Consider the following 14,395-nt stretch of genomic DNA (forward strand, 5'->3'; position numbering starts at 1 on the left):
GCTCATCCCTTCACGGCGCCGGCGGTCAGGCCGGACACCAGTTTGCGCTGCACGATCAGGAAGAAGATCAGCGCGGGCACGGCGTAGACCACCGACGCCGCCATGATCGCACCCCAGTCGACCGAGAACGCGGTCTTGAACGACGAGAGCCACACCGGCAGCGTCTGCTTGGGCTTGTCCTGCATGAACACCAGCGCGAACAGGAATTCGTTCCACGCGGTGATGAAGCTGAACACCGACGTGGTGACCAGGCCCGGCCCGAGCAGGGGCAGCGTCACGCGGCGGAACGCGCCCGCCCGGCTGCAGCCGTCGATCATCGCGGCCTCTTCGAGGTCGTACGGGATGCCGTTGATGAAGCCGTAGAGCATCCAGACGGTGAAGGGCAGCGACGTCGCGAAGTACACCAGCAGCAGCGACGGCAGGGTGTTGAGCAGCCCGAGGTCGCGCATCAGCAGGTACATCGGGATGAACAGCGCCGACAGCGGCGCCAGCTGCGCGACCAGGATCAGCAGCAGGAACCCCTTGCGGCCGTGGAAGCGGAACCGCGCGAGCGGGATCGCGGCCAGCACGCCGACGACCAGCGCCGCGAGCACGGCTCCGAGCGTGACGATGAGGCTGTTGCTCAGGTAGGTCACGAAGCCCGGTTTCGTGAGCGCCGAGACGAAGTTCGCGAACGTCGCCGACGTCGGGATCAGGTCGTAGGCCGGCGAGAGCACCTCGCCGGGTGTCTTCAGCGACGTGGTGAACATCCAGTACGTCGGGAAGAAGAACACGAGGGCGACGAGGATGCCGAGCACCGAGAGCGTGACCCGCTGGGTCAGGGACTTCCTCACGCGAGCTCACCGTCCTTCGTCCGCACCAGCAGCTGCACGTACCGCCCGGTCACGAGCAGCAGGATGACCAGCATGATCGTGGCGATCGCAGCGGCCGAGCCGAAGTGGCTGCCGGCGATGCCCTTGAGGTACTGCAGGATCGCGAGCGTGGTGCTCGCGCCGTCGGGCCCGCCCTGGCGGATGGCCCAGATCTGGCCGAACATGTTGAAGTCCCACAGCACGGACAGGAACGTGACCATCGTCAGGATCGGCCGGATCGCGGGCCAGCTGACCGCGCGGAACGTCTGCCACGGCCCGGCCCCGTCGATGCCCGCCGCCTCGTACTGCTCCCGGGGCACCCCGATCAGACCCGCGTACAGCGTGAAGGCGACGAACGGCACGGCCTGCCACAGCACCAGCAACCCGACCACCGTCAGCGTGCTCGCTCCGGTCGAGAACCACGAGTAGCCGATGAACGAGTGGAACCCCAGCCGGTCGAGGGTCTTGTTGAGGATCCCGTACTGCTGGTCGAAGATCCACTGGAACACCGTGGTCGTCGCGATCACGGGCACGGCCCAGGCGAGCACGAGCGAGATCTGCAGGATGATCCGGACCACGGGGTTGAGGTGGCGCATCAGCACGGCGATGACGAGCGCGACCAGCAGCGTGGCGGCCACGAGCAGGGCGGTGAACACGACGGTCCGCAGCGCCACCGACCAGAACTCCGGGTCCGTCAGCTCGGCGGTGTAGTTGTCGAACCCGACCCACACGGTCTTGCCGGTCACGAGCTCGCGCAGGTCGAGCCGGCGCAGGCTGATGCCGAGCATCTGGATCGTGGGCCAGCCGAGCAGGACCAGCACGGCGACGAGCGCGGGCAGGAGCAACAGGTACGGCGTCGCCCGCTCGCCGAACCCGCCGCGCCGCCGCCGTTTCGCGGGACTGACGCGCGCCGGTGCCGGCGGGGTGGTCCCCGCCGGCACCGGCACGTCGTGGGTGGCCGTCATCCGCCGATGATCTTGTCGAGTGCGGCGTTGGCGTCCGCCGTGGCCTGGTCGAGCGACTTCTTGCCCGTCAGGTAGGCCGTCAGCATGTCCTTCAGCGGGTTCTGGCCGGATTCGACCTCACCCCACTTCGGGCTGGTGGGCACCGCGCGGCCGTTCTTCGAGGCCTTGGCCATGACCCCGCCGAGCGGGTCCTTGTCCAGCGCGCTGGTGTCGGTGGAGGTGCCCGGCACGTAGCCGGCGGCGGCCATCTGGGTCATGTACTTGGTGCTGGTGAGCAGCTTCAGGTACGCCTTCGCGAGGTCGGCGTTCTTGCTGTTGAGCGGGATCACCAGGTTCGAGCCGCCGAGGAACACCGGCGCCGTCTGGCCCGCGGTCTTGCTCGGGATCGGGAACGCGCCGGTCTTGTCGGCGATGCTCGGGTCGGTCTTCGCGGCCGTGGCGACCTCGCCCGGCGTGCCGATGAACATCGCGACCTTGCCGCCGCCGTAGATGCCGGCCTGCTGCGGGGTGGCCTCGTCGTTGTCCTTCGGCGCGGTGGTGCCGGAGGTGTCCACGAGCTGCTTGTAGAACTCCAGGCCCGCCTTGGCGCCGGCCGAGTCGAGCGTGGACTTGAAGCCCTTGCCCTCGGCCTTGGCGATGTCACCGCCGTTGTCCCAGATGAACGACAGCAGCGCGTACCAGTACTGCCCGGGCAGGTACAGCGGCTGGAAGTCCTTGTCGCTGCCGAACTTCGCCTTCAGCTTCGCGATGTCGTCGAGCCACTCCTGGTCGGAGGTCGGGGGCGCGGTGATGCCGGCCTGCTCGAACATGTCCTTGCGGTAGAGGACTTCGCGGTTGGCGGCGTAGAAGGGCACGCCGTAGGTCTTGCCCTCGAACTCGCCGGAGGCCTTGAGCCCGGTCAGCCACTGCGGGCCGTTGAAGCCGGCGACGTCGCCCGAGAGGTCCGTGAGCACGCCGTCGGAGGCGAACGCCGGGGTCTGGGTGTTGCCGACCTCGATCACGTCGGGCGGCGTGCCGCCCGCGAGCGCGGTGGTCAGCTTCTGCTGGATGCCGTTCCACGGCTGGATCTGGTAGTTGACCTTGACGCCGGGGTGGGCCGCCTCGAACTCCTTGTTGAGCGCTCCCGTGAGGCTGTCCGGCGCGGAGCCGTCCATGAGCCAGACCGTGAGCGTGCCACCCTGGGAACCCCCCGAGCCGGACGCGTCGTCACCGCCGCCCGAGCCGGCGCACCCGGCGGTGGCGAGGGTGATGGCGGCGGCACCCGCCGCCAGCTTGAGCCAGCGCTTCACTTGTCTCGTCCTTTCGGTGCCCGGCCACCCGGCCGGCCTGTGACAAATGGTGTAGACCAATGCGTGAAGAGTGGTCCGGACCACAGCCGGTGTCAAGCGGGTAACCAAGACGTTGTAAACACGACGGCCAGGTTGACGCTGCGTGTCCGCCCGGTTACCGGTGTTCGACGGGAAAGTGCAGGTGGCGAGGCGGAAACCCGTGCGCGGCCAGGGGTTCCCGCGCCGGCGGTGTTGTTCGTGAACGGCTCGCCGGCCGCGCGAACGCGGACGGGTCCTGTCCGCGGTGGCGGACAGGACCCGGTCCGGTGGTACGGGGTGGTCCGGCTGGGCACGGACCCGGTTCGTCAGACGAGCCCGAGACCGGACATCGCCTCGGCGACGGTGCGGAAGCCCGCGATGGCCGCGCCGGCCACGTAGTCACCCGGGACGTCGTGGTCGTCGGCGGTGGTGAGGCACGCGGTGTGGATGGCGGTCATCGTCTCCTTGAGCCGCCGGTCGGTCTCGGCGAAGCTCCAGCGCTCGCGCGCGGCGTTCTGCTGCATTTCGAACGCCGACGTCGCGACCCCGCCCGCGTTCGCTGCTTTGCCCGGGGCGAGCGCGATTCCCGCCTCGCGGAACACGCGCACGGCGGCCGGTGTGCACGGCATGTTCGCGCCCTCCGCGACCGCGAGCACGCCGTTCTTGGTCAGTGCGAGGGCGGCCTGCTCGTCGAGCTCGTTCTGCGTGGCGCACGGCAGCGCGACGTCGCACGGCACCTCCCACGGAGTTTCGCCGGCGACGTACTGCGCCGACGGGACGCGCTCGGCGTAGGCGGTGAGCCGGGCGCGGCGGACGTTCTTCACCTCGTGCAGCACGTCGAGGTCGATGCCGGCCGGATCGTGCACGGAGCCGGTGGAGTCGGAGCACGTGACGGGCCGGGCGCCGAGTTCACGCAGCTTCGCGATCGCGTGGAACGCAACGTTGCCGGACCCCGAAACGGCGGCCGTCAGGCCGTCGAGCCCGGTACCGGCGGCGCCGAGGACCGCGTCGAGGAAGTACACGGTGCCGTAGCCCGTGGCTTCCGGACGCGCCGGACTGCCGCCCAGCAGCGTCGGCTTCCCGGTGAGCGTGCCCGCGTCGAACCGGTTGGTCAGGCGCTTGTACTGGCCGAACAGGTAGCCGATCTCGCGCGCGCCGACACCGATGTCGCCGGCCGGCACGTCCGTGTACGGGCCGAGGTGGCGGTGCAGCTCGGTCATGAACGACTGGCAGAACCGCATGACCTCCGCGTCGGAGCGCCCGGCCGGGTCGAAGTCGGAGCCGCCCTTGCCGGCACCGAGGCCGAGCCCGGTCAGCGCGTTCTTGAAGATCTGCTCGAACGCGAGGAACTTGACCGTGCCTAGGGTGACGTCGCGGTGGAACCGCAGCCCGCCCTTGTACGGCCCGAGCGCCGAACTGAAGCCCACGCGGAAGCCGCGGTTCACGTGGGCGCGGCCGGCGTCGTCGGTCCAGACCACGCGGAACAGCGCCTGGCGTTCGGGTTCGCACACCCGCTCCAGGAGTGCCGCGTCGCGCAGGGACGGGTCGCGGCGCACCGCGGGCTGGATCGCTTCGAGGACCTCGAACACGGCCTGGTGGAACTCGGCCTCGGCGGGGTTGCGGCGCACGACGGCGTCGAACAGCGCCGCGGACGCGGAGTCGAGGGTCATGTCGGGGTCCCTTCGCCGGTGGAGGTCACCCCGGCGACGATGGCACGCGCGCCGCCGCCCGGACACCGGGAAAACCGGGCGCTGCCAAGGGGTTGACACGCGGAAGCCCCGCCCGGCGAACCGGGCGGGGCCTTCCCCTCGCCCCCAGGAGAGGGGTCAGTGGTTGACCTTGAACCACGGCTGCGACCAGCCGAGGTAGGTCTGGCCCCACTTGCTCTTGATCTCCGAGATCGTGGTCTGGGTGTAGGACCCAGCGCCGTGGATGTCGTTCGACAGGAACTCGCCGCCGCCGATCGAGATCATGGTGTGGCCCGCGCCGCCGTTGGAGAAGAACGCGAGGCCGCCCGCGGGCACGTTCTGGTCACCCGCGTGCTTGTACTGGCTGGGAATCTGCGTCCAGTGCACGTACGCCGTCTCGGAACCCGACGCCGAGAAGCCGTAGTTCTGCGCGTTGATGCGGTCGCACCAGCCGTCGTAGGAGGAGTCGTAGCCGGTGTGCACGCGGGTCTTCGCGTACGCCACGGCCTGCGCGCAGGTGCGGGCGTCGCCGAGGCCGGTGGTGGAGCAGGTGCTCGCCGGCGGGGTCGGCACGTTCGTGCAGTCGGGGGCGACCCGGCCGTCGCTGCCGGTGTAGACGTAGGTGTCGGTGACGTAGCCGCCCTTCGAGGCGATGTGGTCCCACACGTTGCTCGTGCCGTACTTGCCGGTCACGGTGTCGCCGGTGGTCTGGCAGTCGATGACCACGGCGGTGCCGTCGGCGATCGTGCCGACGGAGCTCGCGCCGGTGCCCGGTGCCGACCGCACGGTGAGCGGGGCACCGGAGTCGGTGTGCACGGTGCCGGTGGCGTCGGCGGCCAGCGCCGGCGCGATGCCGGACAGCGTGATGGCGGCGGCGAACGCGACCAGCCCGAGCGAGCGCTTCGCGATGTTCATCCTCGGTCCTTCCTGATCCCCAGTGGGTGTGGGAACCAGGTTCGCCACAGCCGGTACACGGTCCGTACAAATCCGGTTTCGGGCCGGCGTGCGGGCGATGAACCCCGGACAATCCGGGCGCGGCTCAGCCCTTGCGCGGACCGCCGGACTTGCGCCGGGGGACGTAGTCGCGGCTGTCGCCCTGGATCAGGCGCGAGCGCAGGGTGGTGAGCAGCTCCGACGCGCCGTTCGCGCGGGCTTCGTCGCGCGAGGCGAGCCCGAGCAGCAGGGCGTCGGCGAGGACCTCGGCGCTGAGCATCTCGCCGGTGAAGTTGCTGGGGGAGTGGGTGGCCTGCAGGCTCACGGCGACGCGGTCGCCGAACACCGGCGCGAGCGAATCGGTGACCAGCAGGGTGCGGGCGCCGACCTCGCGGGTCCGGTCGAGCAGCACCTCGATGTCGCCGAGCAGGCGGCTCGGCAGGAACAGCACGACGACGTCGCCCTCGCCGAGACCGAGCAGGTCGTCGGCGAGGCGGAACCCGGTGGCACCGCTCGCGCGGGCGCGCCGGCCCATCCGGCCCAGCCGCAGCGCGACGTAGCCCGCGAGGAAACTCGACGGCCCGATGCCGAAGGCCAGCACCTCGCGCGCTCCGTCGAGCAGGGTCACGGCCCGCTCGAAATCCTCTTCGGTGATGAGCCGCCAGGTCTCGGCGAGGCGTTCGGTGGCTTCGGTGAAGACCCGCTCGAGCACGGTGGCCGGCGGGCTCTCGACCTCGCCGGTCTCGCGCGCGTGCAGCTTCAGCGACGGGCTGGTCTCGGTCACCACCTGCCGGGCGAGGTGCTGGCGCATGTCCGCCAGCCCGGTGTAGCCGAGCGTCTTCGCGGTGCGGACCACCGTCGCGTCGCTCGTGCCGGTGGCCGAGCCGATCTGCTCGGCGGTGGCGAAGATGGCCTCGCGCGCGTGGTGGCGCAGGTACTCGGCGACGGTGCGCTCGGCCCGCGACATCCCGGCGAGCCGGCCGGTGATCCGCTCGGTGAGCGAGTCGCCGCCGTCGGCGGGGGTGGCGTCGTCGGGCATCGGATCACTCTCCTGTCGGCTCTTCTGCATCGTAGTGGCCCGGGGCCACCCGCGTCTGCGGGACCACTGTGGACGGTGTGGCGGCGGGTGCGATCCCGGACACAACGGACGGGTGTGGTTGCCGGGGAGCCGGGTGGTGGCTAAGGTCGAAAATGGTCAAAAACCGTGACTAAATCCGTGTTCCGGTGACCTGACCGGATGGAGCGAGGAGCGCCCGATGTCGGTGATCGAGCTGACGACCTTCAAGGTCCGTCCCGAGCGGACGCGGGCGATGCTCGACGCCCGCCCCGGCATGGTCGAGGCGTTCCGCCGCGACCGGCGCGGCTTCGTCTCCGCCCGGCTCGTGCGGGTCGCCGACGACACCTGGCTGGACTTCGTCGAGTGGACCGACGACTCGGCGTGGGACGCCTCGCGCGCGAAGGGCGGCAACCAGCCGGAGATCGCCGCCTTCTTCGCGACGATCGACGAGCTGGTGAGCTCCGAGCGAGGCGTGCGCTACGACGACGCCGAAGACGGCCCGCGCCGCGTGCGGACCGTGGCCTACGGGCCCGAACCGGCGCAGGTGGGCGAGCTGTACCGGCCCGAGGGGCCCGGCCCGTTCCCGGTCGTCGTGCTCGCCCACGGCGGCTTCTGGACCGCGCTGTACGACCGGCGCCAGCTGACCCCGCTGGCCGACGACCTGCTCGCCCGCGGGTACGCCGTGTGGAACGTCGAGTACCGGCGCCTCGGCGAACCGGGCGGTGGCTGGCCCGGCACGCTGACCGACTTCGCCGCGGCCGTCGACGCGCTGGCCGGCCTCGGCCCCGAGCTCGACCTGGCCCGCGTGGTGCTCATCGGCCACTCGGCCGGCGGTCACCTCGCCGCGTGGGCCGCCGGTCGCGCGACCCTGCCCGACGCCGCCCCCGGTGCGGGCCCGAAGGTCACACCGGTCGCGGCCGTGTCCCTGGCGGGGCTGCTCGACCTGCGCGGTGGGGCGGACGCCCGGCTCGGCCACGAGCTGTCCGACCCCGATCTCCCCGGCCCCACCGGGGCGCCGGTCGACGCCGACCCCCGCTACACCGGGGCCGTCGCGGCGCTGGCCGGCGACGGGCTCGTGCGCGCCTTCCTCGGCGGCACCCCGGCCGAACACCCGGACCGCTACACCTGGGCCACCCCCGCCGACGCCGGTGTCCCGCTGCTGGTCGTCCACGGCGACGCCGACGAGCTCGTCCCGGCCGAGCGAGCCCGCGCCGCCTTCCCGGCCGAGACGGTGGAGCTGCCGGGTGCGGGCCACTTCGACGTGATCGACCCGGCGCACCCGTCGTGGGCGCGGGTCGTGGCGTGGGCCGGGGAGCAGCTCGCGAAGCACGCCGGGTAGGCGGCCCGGGCGGGTGGCGGCGGCTCGCTACGCTGCGGGCATGACCACCACTCGTCCCGCTCTGCGCGGTTTCCCGGGGTTCGTGCTCGTGGTGCGGTTCCTCACGGAGCTGGCCCTGCTGGCGGGCCTCGCGGTGGCCGGGGCGCGGCTGGGCGGGGGCGTGCTGCTCGACGTGGTCGGCGGAGTGCTGTGGCCGCTGCTGGCCGCGGCGATCTGGGCGCTCGTGATCGCCCCGAAGGCGCCGCGGCGCTCGCCCGAGCCGACGCGGTTCATCCTGGAGTTCGCGTTGTTCGGCGCGGCCGCGGTGGCACTGGCCGCGTCCGGGCTGCTCGTGGCCGGGATCGTGCTGGCCGTCGTCGGTGTGCTGACGGCGATCGCGGTGCGGGTGTTCGCCAAGGACGGTTAATCGAGGCGGTCGAGCGCCTCGAGGTCGGCGCGCGTGAGCGTGCTCGTGGTGATCGTGAGCTCGGTCAGCAGGTTGTGGTTGAGCGAGTTCCCGATCGGCTCCGGCACCTCTTTGCGCTTGAGCCCGCGCACGCCCTTGGCCGACAGTTCGTCGCGCACGCCCTCGACGACGCGGTCGACCCTCCGCACGTGCCACTCGCCCGCCGGGTCGAGCTCGGTCATGAGCGCGGTGACGTGCGCGCGGCTCATCGGCCGCGGTGCCGGTTCGCGGCGCAGGTACTGCTGGCCCAGCAGGGTCAGCACGAGCCGTTGCGTGTCGGTCAGCTCCCAGCGGCGCCCGGGCAGCGTCGGGCCCGTGACGGGCAGCGGCCGGCCGTGGTCCGGCGCGGTCACGTGGACCTCCAGCGGGTGCTTGCGCCCGCCGGAGCCGACGACCAGCAGCGTGGTGTACCCGGGCAGCAGCGGCTCCGGCTCGTCGTCGGCGTGGAGCTGGCGCGTGGGGGAGAACTCGATCGGCGTGCGGCCGCTGTTGCTCAGCCACCACCAGCCACCCCGGTGCGTCAGCGCGCCGTGCTCGCGGCTCACCCGCTGGTCGTCCTCGCCGACCGGGATCCCGTCCGCACCCGGCAGGCGCCCGAACGGCAGCCGGGCGTATTCGGCGGGCTGGAGGACGGTCGTGCCGGCCAGCCCGCGCGCGAGGAGGGCGCCCGGGTTCGCGGCCGGGTCGCCGGCGGGGAAAGCGTTCACTGCGGGTCCTCTCGAATCGGGGACCGGTCCCGTGTCCGGCCGGTACGGTTCGCGCATGGATCTTCGCACCACTGCCCGGACCCTCGCGGTGCCCCCGGCCGCCGCCGCGCTGCTGGCCGTTCTCGCCGGGTGCGGGAGCAGCCCGGACCCCGCGCCCGCTCCGGCGTCTTCGCCGGCCCCGGCTTCCGCGGTGTCCGCCACCTCAGCACCCGCCTCGCCCTCGGTGCCCGACCGCGAGCCGCACACGCTCGTGCTCAACGCGACCGGCGAAGGCAAGCTCACGCAGATCACCTACACCCTCGACGGCAAGACCCAGCAGACGGGCGCGGTCACCCTGCCGTGGCGCCAGTCGCTCACCGTCGCGGCCGACGGCAAACCGCACCAGTGGACGCTGGAGATCTCCTACGCCGGTGGCACCAAGGGCAACGTGGACATGTTCGCGATCGTCGACGGCAAGGAAGGTGTCCACACGGCCGCGGCCGCCGCGGGCTCGCCCGGATCGCACATCAGCGGCAGCACCTCGGTCGGCGGGACCGTGCCGGGCTGAGCTCACACCGGGCCCGCTTCGTGGGTCCACCAGTCGATCAGCGCGAACGGGGTGGTGCCGCGGTGGGCGACGGCCTCGATGTGCGCCTGGTCGTCCGTCCACTTGAGAACGAGCTCGCCGCCGGGGTCGGAAGTCACGCACGCGAGCCGGCCGGTGCGGCCGCCGCGGGCGTAGGGCCGGTCCGCCTCGAAGTCCTTGGGCAGGCTCGTGCACGCGGCGTCGGTGTCGCCGGTGCTGTTGAACACCTGGTTCATCGTGGCGGCGTCGGGCAGCTGGTAGTACACGACGAGCCCGGCGCCGCTCGTCCGTCCACACGCGACGGCCGCGGTGGCCGCGACCGCACCGAGGTCCTGCCACTTCTGGTCCGCTGACGGGCGCACGCAGTTCTGCCGCGACTGCGGCGGGATGCGCTGCAGCAGCGCGCGTTCCGCCGCGTCCGGGAACGGCGGGGCGGCGTGCGCGTTCACCTCGTCGACGATCCGGCTCAGCGGCGCCACGTGCCACTGCGACCACCAGCCGCCGACCGCGTCGCCGGAGGAACCCGTGACGTGGCCGATCATCGCGAACGCTTCGAGGCTCCAGTCCATCGCGACCGTCCCGTCGGGACCCGGGTGGCACAGCACCTGGCCGAGGTCCACGCTGAGCCAGTCGAACCGGGTCGTGCCGAGGAACGGCGCACCGGGGCAGCCGCTGCCGCTCGGCGCCTTGGCCGCGCTCACGAGCCCGGTGAACGCCGTGCGCAGCGCGGGCACGTTCGCGAACCGGACGTAGGAAACCCGGCGCGCGCCGGTGCCTTGCGGCGTGCAGGTGATGCCGGCGATGGCACCCGGGTACACGTCGAGGTCCGCGGGGGCCGCGCGGCCGCAAGCCGTGCCGGCGGCGACGCCGAGCAGCGCGTTCTCCTCCGGCGTGGGAAAGGCCGCGGGTGCCCATCCCACCCAGCCGGTCCACGCCTTGCGCAGCGCGGCGTCGTCACCCGCCGCGACCTCGGCCCGCGTGACAGTGCGGGCCTGGTCGTCGGTCCACGTGACGGTCGCCGTGCCCGCGCGCACCTGGCACAGCACCCGGCCGCGCGCGGGCCCGGTCGCGGGGTAGCGGTGGTCACCGCCGGCCGCTGAGGCGCAATCACCCTGATCGGCGGCGACGCCGGACTTCGCGACGGCGTCCGCGAACGCGGCGGACACCTGCTGCGGATCGGCGTACAGCGCCGCCGTCACGGGTTGTCCCGCCGCGTCGTGACAGGTGACCGTGGCCGTCGCGCCGGCCGCGGGTTGCGCGGCCGCGCCGCAGTCGTTGCGCAGCGCGGCCGGTACGCGCTCGAGCGTCGCGTCGGGGGCGGCCGGCGACCCGGTCGTGGCGAACCACAGCACGAGCAGCGCGACCACGAGGACTGCCGCCGCGGGGATGCCGGTGAACTGCCACCGGCGCTTGCGGCGGCGGGCCCGTTCGGCGGCCGCGGTCGTGACCACCAGGTCGTCGACGAGCGCGGTGCAGCTCCGGTGGCGCGCGGTGGGATCGCGTTCGAGCGCGCGGTGCAGCGCGGCGACGCCCGGGTGCGCGAAGTCGGCGTGGTGGTGCGGCGGCTCGCCGGAGAGGCATTCGTAGAGCACGCAGGCCAGTGCGTACACGTCCGCCGCGGGGCCGACGGGCTTGCCCTCGCGCTGTTCGGGCGCCGCGTAGTTCACCGTGCCCAGGAAGCTGCCCGTGGCGGTGAGCTGCGTCAGGGTGAGGTTGCGCGCGATGCCGAAGTCGCACAGGAACACGCCGCCGGTGGCCTCTTCGAGCAGGACGTTGCCGGGCTTGACGTCGCGGTGCACCAGGCCGTGCGCGTGGGCGGCGTCGAGCGCGGCCGCGATCCCCCGGCCGATCGCCGCGGTCTCCTCGAACGTCAGCGCGCCCCGCCGGTGCAACAGCCGCGTCAGGGTGGTCCCGACCACGTACTGCATCGCGAGGTAACCGAGGTGCCCGTCGGGGGAGAACCCGGCGTCGTAGGCCGCGACGACGTGCGGGTGGTCGAGGGCGAGCGCGATCGCGGTCTCGCGTTCGAAGCGCTGCCGGAACCCGGGTTCGGCCATGAACTCCGGCCCGACGACCTTGAGCGCGACGGGCCGGTCGGCCACCACGTCCCAGGCCTCGAAGACCTCGCTCATGTTCGTCTTCGCGAGCTGGCGCAGCAGGCGGTAGCGCGGCAGGCGGCCGGTGATGTCCGGTCGATCGAGCGTCGGTGCTTCCGTCTCGTCCACGTCGTCCGTCCCCCGAGGTGCGCCGACGGAGCTTAACCGGTGTCGCGGGGTACCGCCCGGCCTGGCCGGTCCCTGCCGCCGCACAGGGTTGCGCGGTGCGCGGCGGTGGATGAGACTCCCGGCTATGCCGAGCCCGTTCAGCGCCGAAACCGGCGAAGCGATCCAGCGCGCGCGTCAGCACTCCGTCGGTGATCTGCTGCGGCGCACGGCTGCGCGGTACCCGGACAAGCTCGCCGTGGTCTCCGGGGAGCGGCGGCTGTCGTTCGCGGAGTTCGACGCGGCGGTGAACCGCTGTGCGCACCGGCTCGCCGGGCGCGGGCTCGAGAAGGGCGACCGGCTGGCGCTGCTGAGCCGCAACTGCCTGCAGTACGTCGTGCTGGCGTTCGCGACGGCGAAGCTGGGTGTCGTGCTGGTCCCGGTGAACTTCATGCTCGGTGCCGGCGAGATCGGGTTCATCCTCGGGCACGCCGGGGCGGCGGGGCTGGTGGCGGAAGACGCGTTGCTGGACACCGCGGCCGACGCCCTGTCGCGAGCCGGACTGGGCGATGTCGTGCGCGGCCGCCTGGGCGGGACGGATCCGGACTGGGAGTCCGTGGACGCGTGGATCGACGAGCCCGGCGACGAGTCGGAGCCCGGGGTGCTCGTGGCCGACGACGACCCGCTGCGGCTGATGTACACCTCCGGCACGGAATCGCGGCCGAAGGGCGTGCTGCTGTCGAGCCGGTCGCTGATCGCGCAGTACGTCTCGTGCACCGTCGACGGCGGCATGAGCGCCGACGACGTCGAGGTCCACTCGCTGCCGCTCTACCACTGCGCTCAGCTCGACTGCTTCTTCTCCGTGGACGTCTACCTCGGTGCCACGAGCGTGATCCTGCCCGGTCCGGACCCGGCCGCGCTGCTGGCGGCGGTGGAACGCGAACGCGCGACGAAGCTGTTCGCGCCGCCGACGGTGTGGATCTCGCTGCTGCGGCACCCGGCGTTCGACTCGACCGACCTGTCGAGCCTGCGCAAGGGCTACTATGGCGCGTCGGCCATGCCCGTCGAGGTGCTGCGCGAACTCGCCCGGCGGCTGCCGGACGTCGAGTTCTGGAACTTCTACGGCCAAACGGAAATGGCGCCGCTCGCCACGATCCTGCGCCCGCACGAGCAGTTGCCGAAGGCGGGTTCGGCGGGCCGGGCCTCGCTCAACGTCGAGACGCGCATCGTCGACGAGGAAGGGCGCGAAGTCGCGCCGGGGGAGATCGGCGAGATCGTGCACCGCAGCCCCCACGCGACGCTCGGCTACTACGGGGACGAGGAGAAGACCTCGGCGGCGTTCGCGGGCGGCTGGTTCCACTCCGGCGACCTCGGCGTGCTCGACGAGGACGGGTACTTGTCCGTCGTCGACCGCAAGAAGGACATGATCAAGACCGGCGGGGAGAACGTGGCCAGCCGTGAGGTCGAGGAAGCCATCTACCGCCTCGACGGGGTGGCGGAGGTCGCCGTCTTCGGGGTCGCGCACCCGCACTGGATCGAGGCCGTGACCGCGGCCGTCGTCCCGCGCGACGGGGTGGAGCTCACGGCCGACGCCGTGATCGCCCACGCCCGCGAGCACCTCGCCGGCTACAAGTGCCCGAAGTACGTGGTCTTCACCGACGCGCTCCCGAAGAACCCCAGCGGCAAGATCGTGAAGCGCACGCTGCGCGACCGCCACGCGGGCCTCGCGGCCGGCTGATCACGCGTCCGGCGTGAGGTACTTCGTCGCGACGGCCTTGTTGTAGCGCGTCAGCAGCGTGCCGAACGAGCGCAGCTCGTCCTCGGACCAATCGCTCAGGAGACCGGCCGCGGTGCGGCGGCGGCGCGACTGCGTGAGGCGCATGCGGTGGCGGCCCTCTTCGGTCGGGGTGAGGATGCTGCGCCGGCGGTCGGCGGCCGACGGGCTGCGCTCGACGAGTCCCTTGCCGAGCATCACCGAAGCCTGCCTGCCGACGGTGGAAGGGTCTAGGCCGAGCGCACCGGCGAGTGTTCCGATGTCCGCCGACCCCAGTTCGTCCAGGGTGCGCAGTGCCAGGTACTCCGACTGGTCCAGTTCGGCGTAGGTGTCGGTGCGCCGGCGCAGCAGCTCGAAGTTGCGCACGAGCACGGCCGTGGCGAGTTCGAGCACGTCGAGGGTGTCGCCGGTTTCGGCGAGCCGATCGGCCAGCTCGCAGGCGGCGAGTGTCGGTTCCATGGCTCGTCCTCCGAAACCCCTGTATGACACCGGTATTTATCGGTATCATACCGGTGATCACTCCGAACGCACGGGAAGGCGGGTTTTGTGCTGCCCAGGGCCAG

13 protein-coding genes are annotated in these 14,395 nt (G+C 72.1%); 4 read left to right on the forward strand and 9 right to left on the reverse strand.

From position 1 onward, the window contains the following. Positions 1 to 2: 2 nt before the first annotated feature. The 6 genes from ACIA77_RS04680 to ACIA77_RS04705 all read right to left on the reverse strand — a co-directional run bounded on the left by ACIA77_RS04680 (position 3) and on the right by ACIA77_RS04705 (position 6,783). Entirely contained in the window at positions 3 to 833 is an 831-nt protein-coding gene (locus ACIA77_RS04680; RefSeq protein ID WP_395884419.1) for a carbohydrate ABC transporter permease, read from the reverse strand. After that, the gene (locus tag ACIA77_RS04685) at positions 830 to 1,816 is read right to left on the reverse strand and encodes a carbohydrate ABC transporter permease (RefSeq protein ID WP_395884420.1); all 987 of its coding nucleotides are present in this window, start codon (positions 1,814 to 1,816) and stop codon (positions 830 to 832) included. Before ACIA77_RS04685 ends, ACIA77_RS04680 begins: the two co-directional genes overlap by 4 nt. Continuing rightward, positions 1,813 to 3,105 (reverse strand): sugar ABC transporter substrate-binding protein, encoded by a 1,293-nt coding sequence (locus tag ACIA77_RS04690; protein ID WP_395884421.1) that lies wholly within the window; start codon positions 3,103 to 3,105, stop codon positions 1,813 to 1,815. Before ACIA77_RS04690 ends, ACIA77_RS04685 begins: the two co-directional genes overlap by 4 nt. A gap of 344 nt (positions 3,106 to 3,449) precedes the next feature. Further along, positions 3,450 to 4,793: an NADP-specific glutamate dehydrogenase gene (gene gdhA, locus ACIA77_RS04695; RefSeq protein ID WP_395884422.1), complete on the reverse strand. Its 1,344-nt coding sequence runs from the start codon at positions 4,791 to 4,793 to the stop codon at positions 3,450 to 3,452. 156 nt (positions 4,794 to 4,949) lie between these two features. Beyond that, complete coding sequence (locus tag ACIA77_RS04700; protein ID WP_395884423.1) at positions 4,950 to 5,726, reverse strand: SH3 domain-containing protein; 777 nt, start codon at positions 5,724 to 5,726, stop codon at positions 4,950 to 4,952. Between the two features lie 124 nt (positions 5,727 to 5,850). Next, positions 5,851 to 6,783, reverse strand: a complete 933-nt coding sequence (locus ACIA77_RS04705) for a MurR/RpiR family transcriptional regulator (RefSeq protein ID WP_395884424.1) — start codon at positions 6,781 to 6,783, stop codon at positions 5,851 to 5,853. 217 nt (positions 6,784 to 7,000) lie between these two features. On the opposite strand from ACIA77_RS04705, the gene ACIA77_RS04710 reads away from it, so the two are divergent. Next, the gene (locus tag ACIA77_RS04710) at positions 7,001 to 8,140 is read left to right on the forward strand and encodes a prolyl oligopeptidase family serine peptidase (RefSeq protein ID WP_395884425.1); all 1,140 of its coding nucleotides are present in this window, start codon (positions 7,001 to 7,003) and stop codon (positions 8,138 to 8,140) included. Between the two features lie 40 nt (positions 8,141 to 8,180). Continuing rightward, positions 8,181 to 8,546 carry a YrdB family protein gene (locus ACIA77_RS04715; RefSeq protein WP_395884426.1) on the forward strand — a complete coding sequence of 122 codons (366 nt, stop codon included), beginning with the start codon at positions 8,181 to 8,183 and terminating at the stop codon, positions 8,544 to 8,546. Here the strand turns inward: ACIA77_RS04715 and ACIA77_RS04720 are convergent. Beyond that, positions 8,543 to 9,292 (reverse strand): FHA domain-containing protein, encoded by a 750-nt coding sequence (locus ACIA77_RS04720; RefSeq protein WP_395884427.1) that lies wholly within the window; start codon positions 9,290 to 9,292, stop codon positions 8,543 to 8,545. The two genes, ACIA77_RS04715 and ACIA77_RS04720, sit on opposite strands and share 4 nt — an antisense overlap. 55 nt (positions 9,293 to 9,347) lie before the next feature. Here ACIA77_RS04720 and ACIA77_RS04725 point away from each other — a divergent pair, with 55 nt between their 5' ends. Beyond that, positions 9,348 to 9,839 (forward strand): hypothetical protein, encoded by a 492-nt coding sequence (locus ACIA77_RS04725; RefSeq protein WP_395884428.1) that lies wholly within the window; start codon positions 9,348 to 9,350, stop codon positions 9,837 to 9,839. Between the two features lie 2 nt (positions 9,840 to 9,841). On the opposite strand, the gene ACIA77_RS04730 is transcribed toward ACIA77_RS04725, so the two are convergent. After that, the gene (locus ACIA77_RS04730; RefSeq protein ID WP_395884429.1) at positions 9,842 to 12,082 is read right to left on the reverse strand and encodes a protein kinase; all 2,241 of its coding nucleotides are present in this window, start codon (positions 12,080 to 12,082) and stop codon (positions 9,842 to 9,844) included. A gap of 124 nt (positions 12,083 to 12,206) precedes the next feature. Here ACIA77_RS04730 and ACIA77_RS04735 point away from each other — a divergent pair, with 124 nt between their 5' ends. Then, the gene (locus ACIA77_RS04735; RefSeq protein ID WP_395884430.1) at positions 12,207 to 13,796 is read left to right on the forward strand and encodes an acyl-CoA synthetase; all 1,590 of its coding nucleotides are present in this window, start codon (positions 12,207 to 12,209) and stop codon (positions 13,794 to 13,796) included. Here ACIA77_RS04735 and ACIA77_RS04740 read toward each other — a convergent pair whose 3' ends face one another. After that, positions 13,797 to 14,291 carry a MarR family winged helix-turn-helix transcriptional regulator gene (locus ACIA77_RS04740; RefSeq protein WP_395884431.1) on the reverse strand — a complete coding sequence of 165 codons (495 nt, stop codon included), beginning with the start codon at positions 14,289 to 14,291 and terminating at the stop codon, positions 13,797 to 13,799. Positions 14,292 to 14,395 lie beyond the last annotated feature (104 nt).

The organism is Amycolatopsis sp. NPDC051903 (genome assembly GCF_044452505.1).
GTDB lineage: Bacteria > Actinomycetota > Actinomycetes > Mycobacteriales > Pseudonocardiaceae > Amycolatopsis.

What these genes read in the sequence shown, in the direction of transcription:
- ACIA77_RS04685 (WP_395884420.1), bottom strand. Translation starts at nt 1,816, where the DNA reads ATGACGGCCACCCACGACGTGCCGGTGCCGGCGGGGACCACCCCGCCG.
- gdhA (WP_395884422.1), bottom strand. Translation starts at nt 4,793, where the DNA reads ATGACCCTCGACTCCGCGTCCGCGGCGCTGTTCGACGCCGTCGTGCGC.
- ACIA77_RS04700 (WP_395884423.1), bottom strand. Translation starts at nt 5,726, where the DNA reads ATGAACATCGCGAAGCGCTCGCTCGGGCTGGTCGCGTTCGCCGCCGCC.
- ACIA77_RS04705 (WP_395884424.1), bottom strand. Translation starts at nt 6,783, where the DNA reads ATGCCCGACGACGCCACCCCCGCCGACGGCGGCGACTCGCTCACCGAG.
- ACIA77_RS04710 (WP_395884425.1), top strand. Translation starts at nt 7,001, where the DNA reads ATGTCGGTGATCGAGCTGACGACCTTCAAGGTCCGTCCCGAGCGGACG.
- ACIA77_RS04715 (WP_395884426.1), top strand. Translation starts at nt 8,181, where the DNA reads ATGACCACCACTCGTCCCGCTCTGCGCGGTTTCCCGGGGTTCGTGCTC.
- ACIA77_RS04725 (WP_395884428.1), top strand. Translation starts at nt 9,348, where the DNA reads ATGGATCTTCGCACCACTGCCCGGACCCTCGCGGTGCCCCCGGCCGCC.
- ACIA77_RS04735 (WP_395884430.1), top strand. Translation starts at nt 12,207, where the DNA reads ATGCCGAGCCCGTTCAGCGCCGAAACCGGCGAAGCGATCCAGCGCGCG.
- ACIA77_RS04740 (WP_395884431.1), bottom strand. Translation starts at nt 14,291, where the DNA reads ATGGAACCGACACTCGCCGCCTGCGAGCTGGCCGATCGGCTCGCCGAA.